This window comes from Sphingomonas sp. CFBP 13720, assembly GCF_014842075.1.
In the GTDB taxonomy this organism is placed as follows: Bacteria; Pseudomonadota; Alphaproteobacteria; order Sphingomonadales; family Sphingomonadaceae; genus Sphingomonas.
On record NZ_JACYVA010000003.1, the window covers coordinates 69,837 to 86,918 of the forward strand.

Here is a 17,082-nt window from a genome sequence, read left to right on the forward strand (position 1 = left end):
CCCCCGCTACGACGCCGGAACCAGCGGCGGCAGCGCGCCGGGCACGTCGTCCTGCGGCATGATCGCCCGCTCGCGATCGATCCGGGCGGCCAGCGCGGCATGCGCCGCTGCCGCTGCGGACTGGTCCGGCCAGAGCCTCAGCGCCTCCACCACGGTATCGAACGTCGCCAGCCGGGCACCACCGGCCAGTTCGGCGACATCGATGTACAGTATCTGCATCACCGCCGCCTCCAGCCACCGCTGCGCTGCCGCCGTATCGCCGCTGCGCGCGAACAGTTGCGACCACAGGATGCGTTGCCGCGCACTCATCGCGGGAATGCGATCGGTCGCCGTTCGCACCGCCGCGAGTTGCGCGGGCAGCAGCACCCGTCCGCTGCGCACGGCAAGCGTCGCAAGCAGTTGCAGATCATGCGCGCCGATCGTGCCGCCGTCCAGCGCCGCGAGCAGCGCGTCGATCCGCGCATCTGCCGTCCGCTGACGCAACGCGCCCGCCGCGATCAGGTCGTAGAACGGCTGTTGCTGCTGGCGGACCACCGGATCGAGCAGCTTCGCTTCCAACTCCAGTTCGGCGACGATCGCGGGAGTGCCGGTCAGCGCGGCGGTGACCGCGTCGCCATCGGGCTTGCCCGGCGGGGTCGCGGACCCACCGATGTCAGTCATCCGGTCGAGCAGCATCGTGCGATTCACCGCCGCGGTGTCATCGGGGGCTTCGGGATCGGCGGCGCTGCGCCGCCATACGCCGCGCATCGTGGCGGGCACGCCGGCCGGATCGGCCGCCGCGCGCACCATCGGGTCCAGCACGTCGGCGCTCGCCTGCTGCGCTACCGTCCGGTCCTGCTGCCGCCGCGTCTCCACCGCCGCGATGCCGGGCAGCGTCGGCTTTTCCTGGCGTGCCGCGGCATAGACATGGTCGAACAGCGTAAGGAAAGTCGGCGGACCGCCCCCGGCCCCGCTTGCCGCCTGGACCCGCGCCAGCAGTTCGATCAGCGTATCGGGATCGTCGACGTCGATCCGCGTGCGGCCTGCGACAGCGGCGGCGGCATCGGCCTGTCCCGCCAGCGCCTGCGCGAGTTGCAGCGCCGCCGCCGCGTCGCGTTCGTCGGGATGCGCCGCGACGAACGCCGCCAGGCGGGTGACGAAGCCGGCCCGATCATTGTCGCTCCACAATCGGTTGAGCAGCGCGGCGAGATAGACGGCATTGTCGGGATCGAGCGCGGTCAGCCGTTCGAGATAGCGGCGCAGATCCGCGTCGGTGCCGCCGAACGCGGACGGCGTGACACGGACGTAGCGGCGATAGAATTGCGCCAGCGCCTGTGCATCGGGGTTCGCGACGCCAAGGAACGCTGCCCCGGCGCGGCGATAGTCGTCGGCAAGGAAACGGGCGATGATCCCGGGCGCATAATCGTTGCCGCCCGGCGTCTCGCCGATCCGCAGCAACGCTTCGAGTGCGGCCGGACGATCGCCGCGCAGATACGCCGCCAGCGCGTCGGCGACACCGCGATCTTCGGGCGATCGTGCCGCCAGCGCCTGCGCCCCCGCGATCACGATCGGGCGGTTGACCACCGGCACGTCGGTCAGTGCGAACAGCCGCTGCACGCGCGGTGCGACCAGCGCCTCCCTGCCCATCACCTCGCGGAACGCCGCCGTCATCCGCGCCTGCTGTGCCTCCGACAGCGCCTGGTGCAGGATCCGCTGTTCCAGCGGCGCGAGCAGCACCGGGTCGTTGCCAGTCCGCTGCGCATCCTCGGCAAGGCCGGCATACAGCGTGACCTGTTCGTCGAGCGAGAAGCGCGCGATCATATCGGCAAAGACGTCCGGCGGTCGCCCGCTACGCCGCCGCAACGTCACGCGGCGGGGCGTCGGATCGTTGAACCGGGTACGGATCAGCGCGATCAGCCGATCGTTCGACAGCAACGGCGCGCCTGCCGTGCGCTCCATCGATGCCAGCCGGGCCGGTGCGGTACGATACAGGTCGAACAGCGCCGTTTCGCGATTGCCCGCGCGGTCGAGCGGGGCCAGCACCACCGCGCGCTGCCGGTCGGCGGAAAGCTGACCCGCCACCATCGTCAGCATCGCGTTTAGCGCCGATTGGTACACGAAGTCGCTCGGCCCCAGCGCCGCGCGTGTCGCAACTTCGACCCGCGCCGCTGCATCGAACAGCCCCGCCAGTTCGGTATCGTCGCCGCGTTCAAGCGCGAGCGCGAGGCGCAGTTCGGCGTTCGTGCCGTCGCGCGCCTGCGTGCGCAGCGCCGTTTCGATCGGGTCCGCGTCGCTGCCGCCGGGCGTGGGGACAGGCAGCTCGCCGGTCAGGTCGCGGAACATGGCACGGTCGCGCGCATAGTCGGCATCGTCGTTGAAACGGGCGCCGATCAACGGTTCGATCGCAGCGAGCGGCGCACGATCGCGACCGCCCGCGGCCAGCCGCCGCGCGATCATCAGCAGGCGACGCGCGCGATCCGCCCGGTCCCACCTGGACGGCGTCGTAGCCGCGCCCGGCACCGCCAACGCCTCGCGCGTCATCGTTTCGATCGCGGTGGTGATGGCGCCGCGTGTCGTCGGGTCGGTGGGCCATGTGAACAACAGCCCCTCGACCATGCTCTCCTCAAACGGGGAAGGTTCACCGGCTGGACCCGCCACGACGGTGACCGGCACGCGCAGCACCGCGTCGCGCAGCGACTGCCAGTACAGGTCGCGGGCCGACGCCGGATCGCCCACCTGTTCCTGCAGGATCGCGGTCTTCAGGATCAGCCCGTCGTCGCCGCGATCGCGCAACAGCGCGCGGCTGTATCCCGCCAGCGCGCGGGGCAGATAGCCCGACGCCAGATACGCATCGGCGCGCAACGCATCGACGTTCACCAGTCCGGGAATATCCTCGATCAGCCCGAAGGCGCGCTCCGCCCCGGCGAGATCGCGTTGCGTCAGCATCGCCGCCGCCAGTTCGGCGTAGACGTCCGCCGGATATGGTTGGCGCAGCGCGGTCAGCCGACGACCGTACCGCGCCTTCGCATCATTGTCGCCGACCGAGGCACCCGCGCCGCCGTTCGCGCCGCCCGACGACAGCGCGATCAATTGTCGCAGGGTGGCGGCGCGCTGCGTGCCTTCCACCGCCAGCGACGCTTCACGCGCGCGGCGCTGTGTCCGGGTATCGCCGATCTGTTCGGACAGGTCGGCCAACTGGTCGTACAGCGCGGCCGTATCGTCACCCCGCGCCATCCGCCAATAGAGCCAGCGCCGCGCCCATAACAGCCGCACCGCGGCATAATTGGGCGACTGTTCGGCCTCCGCACCGCCCGACGCAGCCGCCAGCACGCCGGCCAGCGCCTCCAGCGCCTGCGCCTGATCGGCAGGGGTCGCGGCGAATTCCGCGCGATATTGCAGCAATGCGATCGCCTGTGCCCGCCCGCCCGCCCCGTTCAACAGGTTGACGAGGCCGAGCGTCGCGTCCCGATCGGTCCGGGACGACGCCGCCGCCTGACGGTACAGCGCGATCGCGCGGTCGGTTTGCCCCGCGGCGGCGTAGACGCCCGCCGCGAAACGCCGCGCTTCCGCCGGATCGGACCGGCGCGCGGCGTTCAGCTTTGCCAGCAACGCGTCCAGTTCGGCCGGCGGCACCGGCACCGCTTCGCCCCGGCGCGGCGGGATCGCGATCTCCCGCACCAACTGTTGCAGATAGTTCGCGGCATTGGCCGGATCGGCGCCGGCAAGACGCATCAGCGTCGCGCGATAGCGTGCCCGGTCGCCCAACTGGCGATACAGTGCGGCCAGTCGCCGCAGCCGCGCCGACGACGCGCCGGCCGTGCCCGCGAACCCATTCACGGCGGTCGCGGCCCCCGCCGGATCGTTGCGCGCGATGCGCAGGACCACCAGCAGTTCGACACCGCGATCGTCCCCGGCGGCGATGCGCGCGCGGACCTGATCGGACACGGCATCGACGCGGTCGAGCCGACGCGCAGTCGCCACGATCTGCGTCTCGACGAAACCGCGCTGCGCGGGCAGATCGGTAACGAACCACAGCGCCAGCAACCGGTCGAGCGCCGCCGCATCGCGTCCCTGTTCCCGTTCCAGCCGCGCGACGTGAAGCTGTTCGTCGAAGCCGAACCGGTGACCCGCCTGTTCCAGCGCGGTCAGGACGCGCATCGCGTCGCCGCCGCGCCCCAGCCGCTCATAGCCATCGGCCACCGCGATCCGTTGCGCGTCGCGCGGGGGCAGACGGCGGTCCAGATCGGCCAGCACGGCGGCGGCGGCTTCGGTACGGCCCTGCGCCGCATCGCTTTCGAACTGGAAGATGCGGATCGCGGTCGTGCGCCCCACACCGCTTTCGCCCAGCAACGTCAGCCCGGCGTCGGTCAGCCCCATCGCGATCATCCGCCGCGCGGCATCGGTCAGCAGCGTCAGATTTGCGGGATTGGCGGCGAACAGGCGACGAAAGACCGCGATCGCCCGGTCGCGATCGCCGGTGCTCAGGTGCAGCACGGCCAGTGCGTCGTACCAGCGCAGCGCGGCGGGATCGCGTGCGATCAACCGCTCATATTCGGCGACCAGCGCCTCGCGCCGTCCCGCCAGATCAAGGACGCCGGGCAATTGCGCGCGCAGCCCCGGGTCCACGCTGTCGCGCAACAGCGCCAGCGCATCGTCCATCCGCCCCAGTTCGACCAGCGTGTCGACGCGCAACTGGGTCACGTCCGAACTGGCGGGCTTGCCCTGAAGGAAGGTCAGCAGCGCGGGCAGGTCGCGCGCGTTGCGGAACGCCTCCGCCAGCAGGGCGAGTGCGTAGCGCCGGTCGGCGGGCGTCGCCGCCGCGCGGAACGCGGCCCATGCGGCGACGGTCGCGGCATCGCGGTCGCCCGCCGCGACGGCCCATTGCGCCATGCGCAGCTGCGCGGAAAACGCGGGCACGCCGGCTGCGACGGGACGATAGGTCGCAAGCGCCCCCGCCGGATCGCCCAATATGCCCAGCAGATCCGCGATGCCGCGCCGGGACTGTCCCTCCGCCTGTCCGGCCAGCGGCGCGATCGCCTTCGGATCGCTATCGTCCCCGGCGGCGATGGCGGCGCGCAACCGCAGACCCGCCGCGTCTTCGGCACCGGCGGATGCGGCAGCGGCATAGAGCGGCGCGGCCAGCGCCGGGCGGCCGGTCGCATCGAACAGCCGCGCGCGCAGCAGTCGCGCATCGACCCCGGCGTCGAGCGCCAGCGCCGCATCGGCCGATGCGGTCGCGGCGTCGATCCGCCCGTCCTGCCACGCCAGCAGCGCGCCGATCAGCAACGTCCGTGCCCGCGCGGCGGGCGGCGTATCGGACCGCCGGGCGGCGGCGGCGACCTGCGCTTCCAGCGCCGGAAGCGCATTCTGAAGCACAGCCTGCCGATAGAGTCCGTCCACGCCGCGCACGTCCAGCCGCGGCGCCGCCAGCAGCCGGGGCAGCGACGGCATCGTCGTCCCCACCGTCGCGCCGCCCTGCGCATGCGCGGTCGGCCCGGTCGCGGCGATCGCTGCCGCCAGTGCCGTGATGGCGATGCCGGTCCGTATCATATCCGTATCTCCCGCGCCGATGCAGCCCGGCGCGACGGCCAGCGACGCCACGCGATTTCCGTCAGGTAGAACAACAATGCGAGCAACGCCGCCCAGCCCCATAATGCGACCGCGATCCGCTCGCCCACGCCGCCCGACGGGGGGGCGGCGCGATCGGCATCCGCATCGGACGCGATCCCGCCGGTGACGCGCGACAATGCGGCCAGCGGCAAGGCGTGCAGCGCAGAGAACGGACGCCCGCCCGCGCCGTCCGACCACGCCCGATCGGCGGCGCGGACCAGCAGGTCGCCGTCGCGCACGCTGACCAGTGCGGCGCGATCCGCCGGCACGGCGACCGTCCCGACGAACAGGCCGGGCGCGCGCTGTGTCAGCGCGATGCGCGGCCCCTGTTCCAGCCGGGCTTCCGGCGTCCGGCCAGCCGCACCGTCAGTGCGCTGGATGGTCAGCGTCACGTCGCCGCCGTCACGGTCCAACGCCACGGTCAGCGGAACGTCCGGCGCGGCGGTACGCGCGACGACCCGCGCCAGCCATTCGCCATAGCGCGGCCAGCCGGCCCAGCCGCGCGTACCCTGCCCCAGCGGTTCGGTCATCATCGCGGTCACCCGCCCCCGGCCATAGAGCCAGCTGGCGAGCAGCGGCGTGCCCGCGGCGACGATCGTGTCCGCTTCCGGCCGCACGTCGACGCGCACCAGCCCCGCGACCGGCGGCGGCACCGGCGATCCGATATCGCGCCACCAGTCCTGCCCCACCGTCGTACGCGGCGGCGCGGCGGCGGGACGATAGTTCGGCAGCGCGGTCGTACCGGGCACCGACAGGTCGAGCTGCACGAGACTGGAATCATCGGGCACGTAATAGAAGCGTCCCAGCCCCCAGCGCGCCCATTGCGCCATATTGTCGATACCGCGCTCTCCCGCGACCGGGACGACGGTCGACACATTGACCCCGTCCGCCGCCATGTGGCGGATCAACTGTTCGAACGCGCCGTTGCTGACGTCCCCGTCGGAGATGACCAATACATGCTTGTACCGGGTGGGCGCGCCCTTCACCCCGTAATAGGCTTCCTGCAACGCCGGGAACAGCACGCTGCTGCCCTGCGCCTGCATCCGGCCGATCGCGCGTTCGATCGCGGGGGCGTCGCGCACCGGCTGCATCGGCACCGCCCATTGTTTCGCGCCATAGAATTCGACCACGCCGAACTGGTCCTGCGGCGTCAGGTTCCGCACCGCCAGCCGGGCGATATATTTGGAAATCTCCAGCGGCTGGCCGGACATCGATCCCGAACTGTCGATCACGACCGCGACCGCGACACTGGGCTTTTCGGCGCGCTCCTCCTGCCGGAACGTGACTGGCAGCGCGGCCGCCAGCGGCGCGCGCTGATACCCGCCGTCGCCGAACGCCGCCTCGCCGCCGGCATGGATCAGTCCCGTGCCGCCCTGCGCCACCGCGCGCAGCAACTGGCGCTGCGCCCCGTCGGACAGGCGCGCGGCGGGCAGGTCGTCGATCATGACCAGCGGCCATGCGCCGAAATCCCGGACCGTCGCCGCATCGGTCGGCGCGTCGATCCGTATGCCGGGGCCCAGAAGCTGTTGCAGCCGCACCGCCGCACCACGTTGTCGTTCGCCCAGATACAGCATGCGCAGCGGCGGCTGGATCGCCGCCACCGCGTCGAACCCCGCCGCGTCGCTCCGCCCGCCGCCGCGCAGCACCGCCCGCAACGGCAGGAACGCGGTATCGCCCGCCGTGAACCGCAACGCCACCCGCGCCACGCCGTCGACGGCGAATGCGGGCGACGTCGCGAGCAGCCGTCCACCGGTATAGAGCGCGACCACGACGTCGTCGCCATTCCCCTCCACCGTCGCCACCGCTTCCATCGCTTCGCCGGTCCGCGCCGGGGCGGCGCGCAGATCGCTGATGAACGGTGCGCGGCGCGCCGGTCGCAGCGCCACCGTATCGACCGCGATCCCCCGGCGGACCAGCGCGGCAACGCTTCGCCCCCAATGACGGTCGTTCGACAGGCCGTCGCTGATGAGCGTGACGCGCGCGCCCGTGCCCGGCGGCACTGCCGCCACCGCCTGCGCCAGCGCGGCGGACAGCGACGCGGGTTCGCCGAGCAGGATATGGCGATCGGCCTGGACGGGCACGGAACGGCCGCCGACCTGCACCACCGTCACCGTATCCCCGGCCGGCAACCGCGCGATCCGCTGGTTCAGGATCGTGCGGGCGCTGGCGCGGGCCGCCTCGGTCAGGGCAGCCTTCTGGTCGAGCACGAATACATGCGACTGCCGACCGGTCGCAACCAGCAGGCTGGGCAGCATCAGCGCGATCACGATGGCTGCGAGCGCCGCCGCCCGCAACGCGATCTGGATGCGGCCGACCCCCGGACGTACCCGCCAGATCAGCAACGGAAGCGCCAGCAGCAGCCATGCCCAGTGCGGATGGACGAATGCGACCGTCATGGCATCCATCCGCGCTGGAACAGTCGCCATTCAAAGGCAAGCAGTGTGAAGGCCACCAGCAGCAGCGCGGGAAACAACAGGTCGATCAGACTACCGCTCGACACGTCCGCCACCGGCGACGCTGCGGCGGGACGTGCCGCCGCCAACCGGCTGGTTTCGCGATCGGCCAGCGCCACGCGCACCTCGCGCCCGGCAATCACCGTCCGGCCCGCTTCCGGCAGGTACACGCCGTCGCCCAGGCCCTGTTCGCGCAGGGCGGGATCGTCGGCAAGGCCGTCGAGCGCCGATTGATCGACCAGCGGTTCGCCCGCCTTCGCATAGGGAACCCACGGGGTCGGCCGTGCAAGCCAGCGCAACGTCTGCGACACGAACAGGGGCAAGGTGGACGACCGGGCGAACGCCGTCCGCCCATCGAACAGCGATCGCCACGCACTGACCGATCGTACCGTCGTCGGCGTGCCTTCGCGCAAGGCGACCGACCGTCCGAGATCGTCGGCCAGCACCCCCGCGTCGATCCCGCGCAACCCCAGCGAGTCCATCCGGTCGGCAAGGGCGACGTCGCCGTCGCCCGCCGGGCTGGTCACGACGAAGGTTGCCGGCTCCGCCACGGGATCGGTCAGGATCAGCGACGGCAACCGGTCGCCGGGCGTCCCGGCAAGGCGGACGACGACCTGCGCCGCGTCGGCCGTGACGATGCGGAAAGCCGGATCGAGCCGCAATACCCGCTCGATCGTCGCAGGCACGCCCGCGCCGATCGCGACGCGTACCGGGCGGAGATCGGGGATCAGGATGCTCGCCCGATCGTCCGCCGTGAAATCGTCGCCCCGTTGCAATGCTACCTCCAGCGCTTTCCCGGTCGCGGGCACGTCACGCACGACGAACCGTCCATCGCCCGCCGCCTCGATCCGCGCGGGCGACAGGGCGGCGTCGCCCAGCCGCAGCCGCAGGTCGTCCGGTCGTGGCGCGCGCGCGGCACTGTCCGTGATGGCGACGAAGACATCGGCGCGGTCCCACGCGCCCGACGCGGCGGGCGACACGCCCAGTTCGACGATGCCGCGATTGGCCGCGACCGGATCGGCAAGGAAGCCGGGGACCAGCCGCACGCGGCCATTGGCGCGCCGCGCCGCGTCGAACACCGCGCGATGGCCGAAATAATGGATCGTCACCGGCGTGGCCGGATCGCGCTGCGCCAGCCAGCGCGCGAAGGCGGAAGGGTAGAGGCCGGGCCGCACGCCATCCAGCCGCGCGGGCAGCAACGCACCGTCCTCGCCTGCCGCCAGCAGCGTGGTCGCGGACGGATCGCCCAGAACGACGCGCCGTGCGCGGGGCGGCACTGCCGAAGCCTGACGGACAAGATCCGTGCGTGCCCGCGCGAACGCGCCGTCGCCCGTCATCAGCGCCGATGCATCGAGATAGAACAGGTGCACACCACCCGCAGGCGGTGCGGTGGATTCGGGACGCGATGCCGCAAGCCACAGCGCCAGCGCGATTGCGAGCGCGAGAACGAAAGACAGCGGCCGTCGAAACCGTCCGCCCAGCACGCGCGGCGGCGCGGCGCGCGCGGCCTGCGACCACAGGGGCGCGGCGGCCAGCGCGACGCGGCGGCGCTGCACGCGCAGCCGCTGCAACACGAACAGCAGCGCGGCGATCACCAGCGCGCCCGACGCGACCACGGCGGCCGACCATGATGCAAAGTTCACCATGGGAGTTGTCCCCGCGCGAAGAACGCCGTCATCTGTTCCAGCACGTCGCCATCACTATCGATCCGCAACAGGCCCACCGATCCGCCGTCGGCGAAATCCGTCAATTGCCGGTTGAAGGCACGCCATTCGCGCAGATACGCCTCCGTCAGCGCCGGCGTGATCGTCAACGGAACGCCCGCCTCTGCCTCGCCATCGTCCAGCGTGACGTCACCGACCAGCGCGGGAGCGATCGTCGGATCGGCGTCATGTGCCTTCGTCATCTGGACCAGCAGCAACCGGTGCCGCAGCCCGCGCATCGCCGCCACCGTCGCCTCGATCCCGTCATCGTCGAAAAAATCCGACATGATTACCAGCAACCCGCGCCGGATCCGCATCGCACCGATCTGTCGGATAGCCGCCGTCAAACCGGTGCGCCCCTCTGCACGCAGCGTCGCGAGCGCCTGCGCCACCCTCGCGATATTGGACTTTCCACTTACCGCTCGCTGCGCAACCGCTGCGCCGTCCGAAAAAGGTAGCAGCGTCACCGCGTCGTGCTGGCGCAACGCCACTGCGGCTAGCCCGAGTGCGACCTGCCGTGCGGCGTGAAGACGCGGCGGCGTTTCGACCACCATGCTGCGCGACACGTCGATCAGCAGATAGACGGGCAAGTCCTGCCGTTCCTCGAACACGCGCACGAACAGCTTGCCCAACCGGCGATACAGGTTCCAGTCGATCGTGCGCAGGTCGTCGCCCGCCGTGTAGGACCGGAAATCGGCAAAGTCCGCACCCTGCCCACGCGCGGGCGTCCGCTGGTCGGCCAGCCGACCACCCTTCTGCGCGTCGGCGATGCGCAGGCTGAAACGCTCCAGTCCGGCAAGGAAAGCGGGATCGAACCAGCTATCGTCCGCGTCCGCGTCGCCGGCTATCGGCATCGGCACAGCCATCGCCACCCCCCGCCGCCGGAACCACCGCGCGATCATCGCCGGCCCTGCCCGGCGTCGCCGCGCGCGAAATAGTCGCGCACCAGCCGCGCGTCATGCGGGTTGGCGGGGCGATGCGTGCCGACCCCGGCGTCGCCGCCCTGGCTGCCGCGTGCGCCCGCAACGACCGCCCCCGCGTCGCGCGATTGCGGCGGCACGCGGCGGATGGTCGAGCGCGACACGCCCGCGCCCGGCGTGCCGGCCAGTCGGTCGACCGTCGGCACCGCCAGCAACAGCGACGACAGCCCGCGCGAACGCTTCAGCGCATCCTGCGCCGATCCGGGGGTGTTGCTGCCCTGTCCCGGCGTGTTGCCCTGCGCCTGTTCCTCGCGTTCGCCATTCTCGCTTGGGCGCGATGGCGCGGGTTTGGCACCGTCGCCCGATTGCGGTCGCGGCGGGGTGGCGGACTGCCGCGCCGCCGCCGGATTGGCACTGCCCGGTGCGTTCGCCGATGCCTGTCCCGCTTCCGTCGCTGCCTGTTGCCGTTCCTGCGCGCGCCGGGCCGCCTCCGGGGAACGCGGCGTCGCACGCGCCGGATCGCCCCCCGGCGAAGACGGCGTGCCGGGGGTCGATCCCGCGCGGTCCCCGCGCGCGTCCGGGTCGCCCCCGGCACCGGCACCGCCAGCCTCGCCGGTTTCGCGTCCCGCCATGCCCTCGCCCGCACCGGCCACGCCGCCACCGCGTCCGGCCGCACCCTGTCCACCGCCGGCCGATGCGATTGCGCCCGCCGTGGCGGTCCCGGCGCCGGCACCCGCGTGCGCTGCCTCCGCCCGCCGCGTCCCGTCGATCGCACCGCCGGTCGGCAGGGCTGCCTCGTCCCGATCCGATTGTCCGCGCGCGGCATCGGTCAGCCCCAACCGCTGGCCGAGCATCGCGACGAACGATGACGCCAGCGTCGCGCGCGGCGCGTCCGGCACCAATGACGCATTGCCACCGGCCGCACCATTCGCAACGCCAGTGGTTGCGGTATCGTCGATCGGGCGATCCGACGCCGCTCCGATCGGTCGCCCGAGCAGCAACGCCAGCGACAGCAGCAGTCCTGCGGCGACCAGATACAGCCGGTGCGACCGGACGACCCGTGCCACCGCCGGGCGCACTGCCGGTCGATCGAGCGGTATTTCGAGCGCGCGGACCAGCCATGGCGCGGCCTCCGCCACCGCCGCGTCGTGGAACCCGCCCCGGACCGGGCCGGCTAGAAATTCATCGCTGACCGCCACGCGATCCTTGAAGCCCGGACGGCGATCGAACAGCGCCAGCGCCGCTTCACGGTCGATCACGGTCCGCCGGCGCAGCGCGTGGGCAATCACTGCCGCCAGCAGCGGCACAAGGATCGATCCGGCCACCAGCAGTACGATCGGTACGGGGCGCACGAACGCAAGTACGAACCCCAGCAACGGCACGATCACGCCGGCACGAACGGCGACGGACGTGGCGCGGACCAGCGAATCGCGCCGGTCACAGGCGTCGAGATGCGACCGTCCCCGCGCTTCCAGCACGTCCAGCCGACCGCGCAATGCCGCACCGGATTCGATGTTCATACGCAGTGGCCGTTCGTCATCATATCTGCCTAAACATGCTGGCTTGCACCAACCTGACGTCGACCGTTCGCAAGGCTGGTGCAAGCTTCCCGTGATTGATCGTCCGGACGCGCCCCAAGCCCCATTGCGCGACGGAGACCGATCGTGCCGCTGTACCGTCATGGCCTTGCCCTGCTGCTCGCCACCGCCGCCCCGTCGCCCGCCATCGCACAGGTCGCCACGTCGGTGCCGGCCCCGATCCGCTTCGACGTCGAACGCTTCACCCTGCCCAACGGGCTGACCGTCCTCGTCCACAGCAACCGCCGCAATCCCGACGTGTTCGTAGGCGTCTATTACAAGGTCGGGTCGAAGGACGAACCGCGCGGGCGCAGCGGCTTCGCGCACCTGTTCGAACATCTGATGTTCCAGCCGACCGCGCATCGCGGCGGCGACTATCTGACCCCGCTGCTGTTGGCCGGCGCGCGCGACGCGAATGCCAGCACGCTGGCAGACTATACCGAGTATCACCAGACGGTGCCGACCAATGCACTCGACCTCGCGTTATGGCTCGAATCGGACCGGATGGCGTATCTGGCGGGCGGGCTGACGCAGGCGTCGCTCGACGAACAGCGCGCCGTGGTCCGCAACGAAGCGCTCCAGTCGCCATCGGGCGCATCGCTGTCGGAACGGCGGTTCCAGCGCGACTTCTATCCGGCCGGGCACCCCTATACCCGCCCGGTCATCGGCACGATGGCGGATATCGACGCCGCCACGCTGGCCGAGGTGAAAGCGTGGTATCGGACGTGGTACGGCGCGGGGAACGCCATCCTCGTGCTGTCGGGCGACATAGACGTCGCCACGGCGCGGGCGAAGGTAGCGCGATATTTCGCCGATGTGCCGCGCGGCCCCGCGCTTCCCCGCCCCGTAGCGTTGCGCCCGGAGATGCCGGGGATCCGGCGCGTCGTCTTCGAGGATGCCGTCCCCGCCCCCGTCATCACCCGCGTCTGGCCGGTCGATCCCGCCGCCGCGCGCGACATGACGCTGTTGCAGATGGTCGAACAGACGATGAAGGTGCCCGGCCCCGCATCGTTGCAGTCAGTCCTCGTCGGCGAAGGACTGCCCGCGTCCAGCCTGACTACCGCGATGGATCAGCAACAGCTTTCCACCACCTTCTCGTTGTCGATCGCGGTGCGGCCGGACGTCCCCGTCGCAAAAGCCGAAGCCGCACTGGACGCCGCGCTCGCGCGCTATATCGCGCTCGGGCCGGATCAGGCGCGGCTCTCCGCCATCGCCGCGATGACCGATCAGATGCTGCTGCGCCAGATGCAGGACAACGCCGCCGTCGGACAGCAGATGGGGCTGGGCGAACTGTATCTGGGCGACCCCGCGTCGCTGCTGCGCCAGCGCGGCTGGACGGCGGGGGCGACCAGCGCGCAGTTGCGACAGGTCGCCGCGCGCTGGCTGTCCCGCCCCTTTTACCAGCAGACCATCCTGCCCGGCACGCCCACGCCGCTACCGCCCGCCGCGGCCTCCACCGCCCCCGACCCGGTCGTCACGGCTCGCCCGCCGGCATCTGCGGCCGTGTCCGCGCCGATGGTCGACCGCAGCCGGTTGCCGCAGCCCGGCCCGTTCAAGGATGCGGTGCAGTTTCCTCCGCTTACGAAGACGACCCTCGCCAACGGGCTGACGCTGATCGTCGCGGAACGGCACGACGTGCCGATCGTCGATGCCTATCTGCAATTTCCTACAGGCACGCTCGCCGATCTGCGCTACGCCCCCGGCACGGTCGGTCAGGCGCTGGCACTGATGACGGCGGGAACGACCGAAACCGGCGAGGCAGCGTTATCGGCGGCGCGCGAACGTGCCGGAATGGTCGTCGGCGGCGGCCGGAGCGCCCGCACGAGCAGCTTCAGCTGGTCGACGCTGACCCGCAACGCGCCGGCCGGGTTCGCATTGGCCGCCGACATGCTGCGCCACCCCGCCTATCCGCAGGCGAGGATCGATGCGTACAATGCTGCGGCGGCGGGCCGCAATGCCGCCTATGCCGCCGCGCCGCAGAACGCGGCGCAGGCGGTCCTCCTGAACGCGCTGTGGGGCGATCACCCCAATGGACGGCTGTTCGGTCGCGACACGACGCAGCCGCTGACCCACGCCATGCTGACCGATTTCCATCGCCGCGAACTGGGCGCGGATGGCGCTACGCTGGTGATGATGGGCGATATCACCCCGGCGGAAGCGCGGCGGCTTGCCGAGCGCCACTTCGCCGACTGGCGGCGCACCGGTCCCGCGCACGCCGTCAACGATGCGCCAATCGCCCCGGCTGGCGCCCGGGTGATCCTGATCGACGTACCGGGGGCGGCGCAAACTCTGGTGACGGTCGGCCAGTTGGTCCCGCCCTATGCTCCCGATCGCCGCGCGGCGGAGGTCGTCGCCGACATGGCACTGGCGGGCGATTTCGATAGCCGCATCAACATGAACCTGCGCGGCGACAAGCGCTGGACCTATGGCTTCCAGGGCGGGATCGCCGACGCGCCCGCAGGACCACGCCTGTTCAGCGCCAGCGGGGCGATCGAAGCGATCCACACCGCCGCCGCGATGCGCGAAATACGGGACGAGGTGGCCGCGATCGTGACGACCCGTCCGATCGATGCCGTCGAACTGGACGGACGCCGCACGGCCGCGATCCGTGCCATCCCCGTCACGCTGGGCAGCGACGCGGCGGTGATGCAGGCGATCGTGCGCGCCAATGATCGCGGGCGCCCACTGGACGACGCGCGTCGGGCCGGCGAGCGGCTGGCGGCGGTCACGCAGGAACAGGTCAACCGCGTCGCGCGCGAAACCTATCGCCCGGCGGAACTGACATGGGTCGTGGTCGGCGATCTGGCAACGATCGAACGCAACGTGCGCGCACTGAACCTCGGCCCGGTCGAGGTCCGCGACGTCTATGGCAAACGGCTGCGCTGAAGCGTTTCCGACCGGCTTGCATCATGGCCATTGCCCGTGGGACGAGACCATATGTTCACCCTGCCGCAGCGTTGCCCGGTAGTCGTCATGCGGTGCAACGTCCGCGACAACCGGGCGATCACCGTCGATCGTGTCAGCCGTCGGTCGGTCGCTCGACGGCGGCCAGCACCTCTTCGACCAGTGTATCTGCGGTGACGCTGCCCGCCTGCGCGTGGAAGTTGGTGACGATGCGGTGACGCAATGCCGGCAGCGCGACCGCCGCAATATCGTCGGTGCTGACCGCGAACCGCCCGTCGAGCAGCGCCTGTACCTTCGCCGCCAGCATCAGCGCCTGCACCCCGCGCGGCGACGCGCCCAGTGCGACGTTGCGCGTGACGATATCGGGCGCATAGTCGCTGCCCGGCTGCGTCGCCATCACCAGCCGGATCGCATAGCTTTTGGCGACCTGTGCCACCGGCACCGCGCGCACCACGGCGCGCATCCGGACCAGCGTGGCCGCGTCGCTGACCGCCGCGATCCGCACCGTCTGGGCACTGGTCGTCCGGTCGATGATCGCGTGATATTCGCTCTCGTCGGGATAGCCGACCAGCAGCTTGAACAGGAACCGGTCGAGTTGTGCCTCGGGCAGCGGATAGGTGCCTTCCTGATCGACCGGATTCTGCGTCGCCATGACGCAGAACGGATCGGGCATGCGAATCGTGCGCCGCCCGACCGTGACCTGCTTTTCCTGCATCGCCTCCAGCAGCGCCGACTGCGTGCGCGGGGTGGCGCGGTTGATCTCGTCGGCAAGGACGAGGTTCGACACGATCGGTCCTTCCTCGAACGTCAGTTCGTGGCGACCGCCTTCTCCCTCGGTCAGCATCGACGTGCCGATGATGTCGGCGGGCATCATATCGGGCGTGAACTGGATACGAGAGAAGGGAACCGACACCGCTTCGCTGACCGCCGATACCAGCGCGGTCTTGCCCAGTCCCGGCACGCCTTCCAACAGGACGTGCCCGCCCGCCATCAGCGCGGTCAGCACGCCGTCGATGACCGCGTGCTGGCCGACGATCATGCGCCCCACCTCGTCCCGTATGCGGCGGAAGGTGGCGGTGAACTCCGCGGCGCTTGCGCGGGCATCGGCAATGTCGTCAGTCGGTTGCATCGGATCTCGATCGAAAGGGGGAACGGGCCACAGGTTCGGGGTCAGCATCGCACCGCTGGCTTGCACCAGGCTGGCATCACGTCTCGCTCAGGCGATAGCCGACGCCGCGCACCGCCTGAATCCGTACCCGGTCGGTCCGCGCCGCGAGCTGTCGACGGAGGCGCGATATCTGCGATTCCAGTGAGTTGGCGTTGACGAACTGGTCATAGCCATAGACGCGGGCTTCCATCGTCTCACGCTGGACCATCGCGCCGGGGCGGGCGATCAGCGCAGCGAGGATCAGCGCCTCGGTCCGCCGCAGGACGAGTGGATCATCGTCGATCGTGAAGCCGTTGGTCTCGACGTCGTAGCTGAGCGGGCCGAAACGTTTCAGCGCCTGCGGTTCGGTCAGTTCGCGCCGCAGGGCGTTGCGGATGCGGGCCAGCAACTCGCGCGGTTCGAACGGCTTGACGACGTAATCGATCGCACCCGCCTCCAGCGCGGCAACGGTGTCCTCCACCCCGCTCATCGCGGTGAGCATCAGAAAACGTTGCGGCCGACCGCGCTCTGCCGCGCCGACGACAAGTTCCATGCCGTCGCCATCGGGCAGCGTGCGATCGACGATGACAAGGTCGAACCGGTTGGACGCCAGCGCCTCGCGCGCCATGTCGAGCGTCCCCGCAGCATCGACGACATACCCCTGACGGCGAAGATAGGTGGCCAGCGTCTCCGTGACCCCCGCGTCGTCCTCGACCATCAGCAAGCGCATGCACGTCTCCTGCCAGCGCCGCCCGGGCGGCGCAACGCCCTTCGTCCCGCTTGCGGACA

8 protein-coding genes are annotated in these 17,082 nt (G+C 71.0%); 1 reads left to right on the plus strand and 7 read right to left on the minus strand.

The window, feature by feature from the left end:
• Positions 1 to 6: 6 nt before the first annotated feature.
• From IFT55_RS07995 to IFT55_RS08015, 5 genes are read right to left on the minus strand one after another with little or no spacing between them, the layout of a single operon-like run.
• A complete protein-coding gene (locus IFT55_RS07995) occupies positions 7 to 5,580 on the minus strand; it encodes a hypothetical protein (protein WP_192090880.1) in 5,574 nt (1,857 codons plus the stop codon).
• Positions 5,526 to 7,985 carry a VWA domain-containing protein gene (locus IFT55_RS08000; protein ID WP_192090882.1) on the minus strand — a complete coding sequence of 820 codons (2,460 nt, stop codon included), beginning with the start codon at positions 7,983 to 7,985 and terminating at the stop codon, positions 5,526 to 5,528. The genes IFT55_RS07995 and IFT55_RS08000 overlap by 55 nt, the downstream gene beginning before the upstream one ends.
• Positions 7,982 to 9,688 (minus strand): hypothetical protein, encoded by a 1,707-nt coding sequence (locus IFT55_RS08005; protein ID WP_192090884.1) that lies wholly within the window; start codon positions 9,686 to 9,688, stop codon positions 7,982 to 7,984. Before IFT55_RS08005 ends, IFT55_RS08000 begins: the two co-directional genes overlap by 4 nt.
• Positions 9,682 to 10,647 (minus strand): DUF58 domain-containing protein, encoded by a 966-nt coding sequence (locus IFT55_RS08010; protein ID WP_192090886.1) that lies wholly within the window; start codon positions 10,645 to 10,647, stop codon positions 9,682 to 9,684. Before IFT55_RS08010 ends, IFT55_RS08005 begins: the two co-directional genes overlap by 7 nt.
• Entirely contained in the window at positions 10,644 to 12,185 is a 1,542-nt protein-coding gene (locus IFT55_RS08015) for a hypothetical protein (RefSeq protein ID WP_192090888.1), read from the minus strand. The genes IFT55_RS08010 and IFT55_RS08015 overlap by 4 nt, the downstream gene beginning before the upstream one ends.
• Before the next feature lie 144 nt (positions 12,186 to 12,329).
• On the opposite strand from IFT55_RS08015, the gene IFT55_RS08020 reads away from it, so the two are divergent.
• The gene (locus IFT55_RS08020) at positions 12,330 to 15,128 is read left to right on the plus strand and encodes an insulinase family protein (protein WP_192090890.1); all 2,799 of its coding nucleotides are present in this window, start codon (positions 12,330 to 12,332) and stop codon (positions 15,126 to 15,128) included.
• Positions 15,129 to 15,261: 133 nt separating this feature from the next.
• Here the strand turns inward: IFT55_RS08020 and IFT55_RS08025 are convergent, their stop codons facing one another.
• Both IFT55_RS08025 and IFT55_RS08030 read right to left on the minus strand, forming a co-directional pair.
• On the minus strand, positions 15,262 to 16,275 hold the full coding sequence (locus tag IFT55_RS08025) for an AAA family ATPase (protein ID WP_192090892.1): 1,014 nt from the start codon (positions 16,273 to 16,275) through the stop codon (positions 15,262 to 15,264).
• Positions 16,276 to 16,351: 76 nt separating this feature from the next.
• Entirely contained in the window at positions 16,352 to 17,023 is a 672-nt protein-coding gene (locus IFT55_RS08030; protein WP_192090894.1) for a response regulator transcription factor, read from the minus strand.
• Positions 17,024 to 17,082 lie beyond the last annotated feature (59 nt).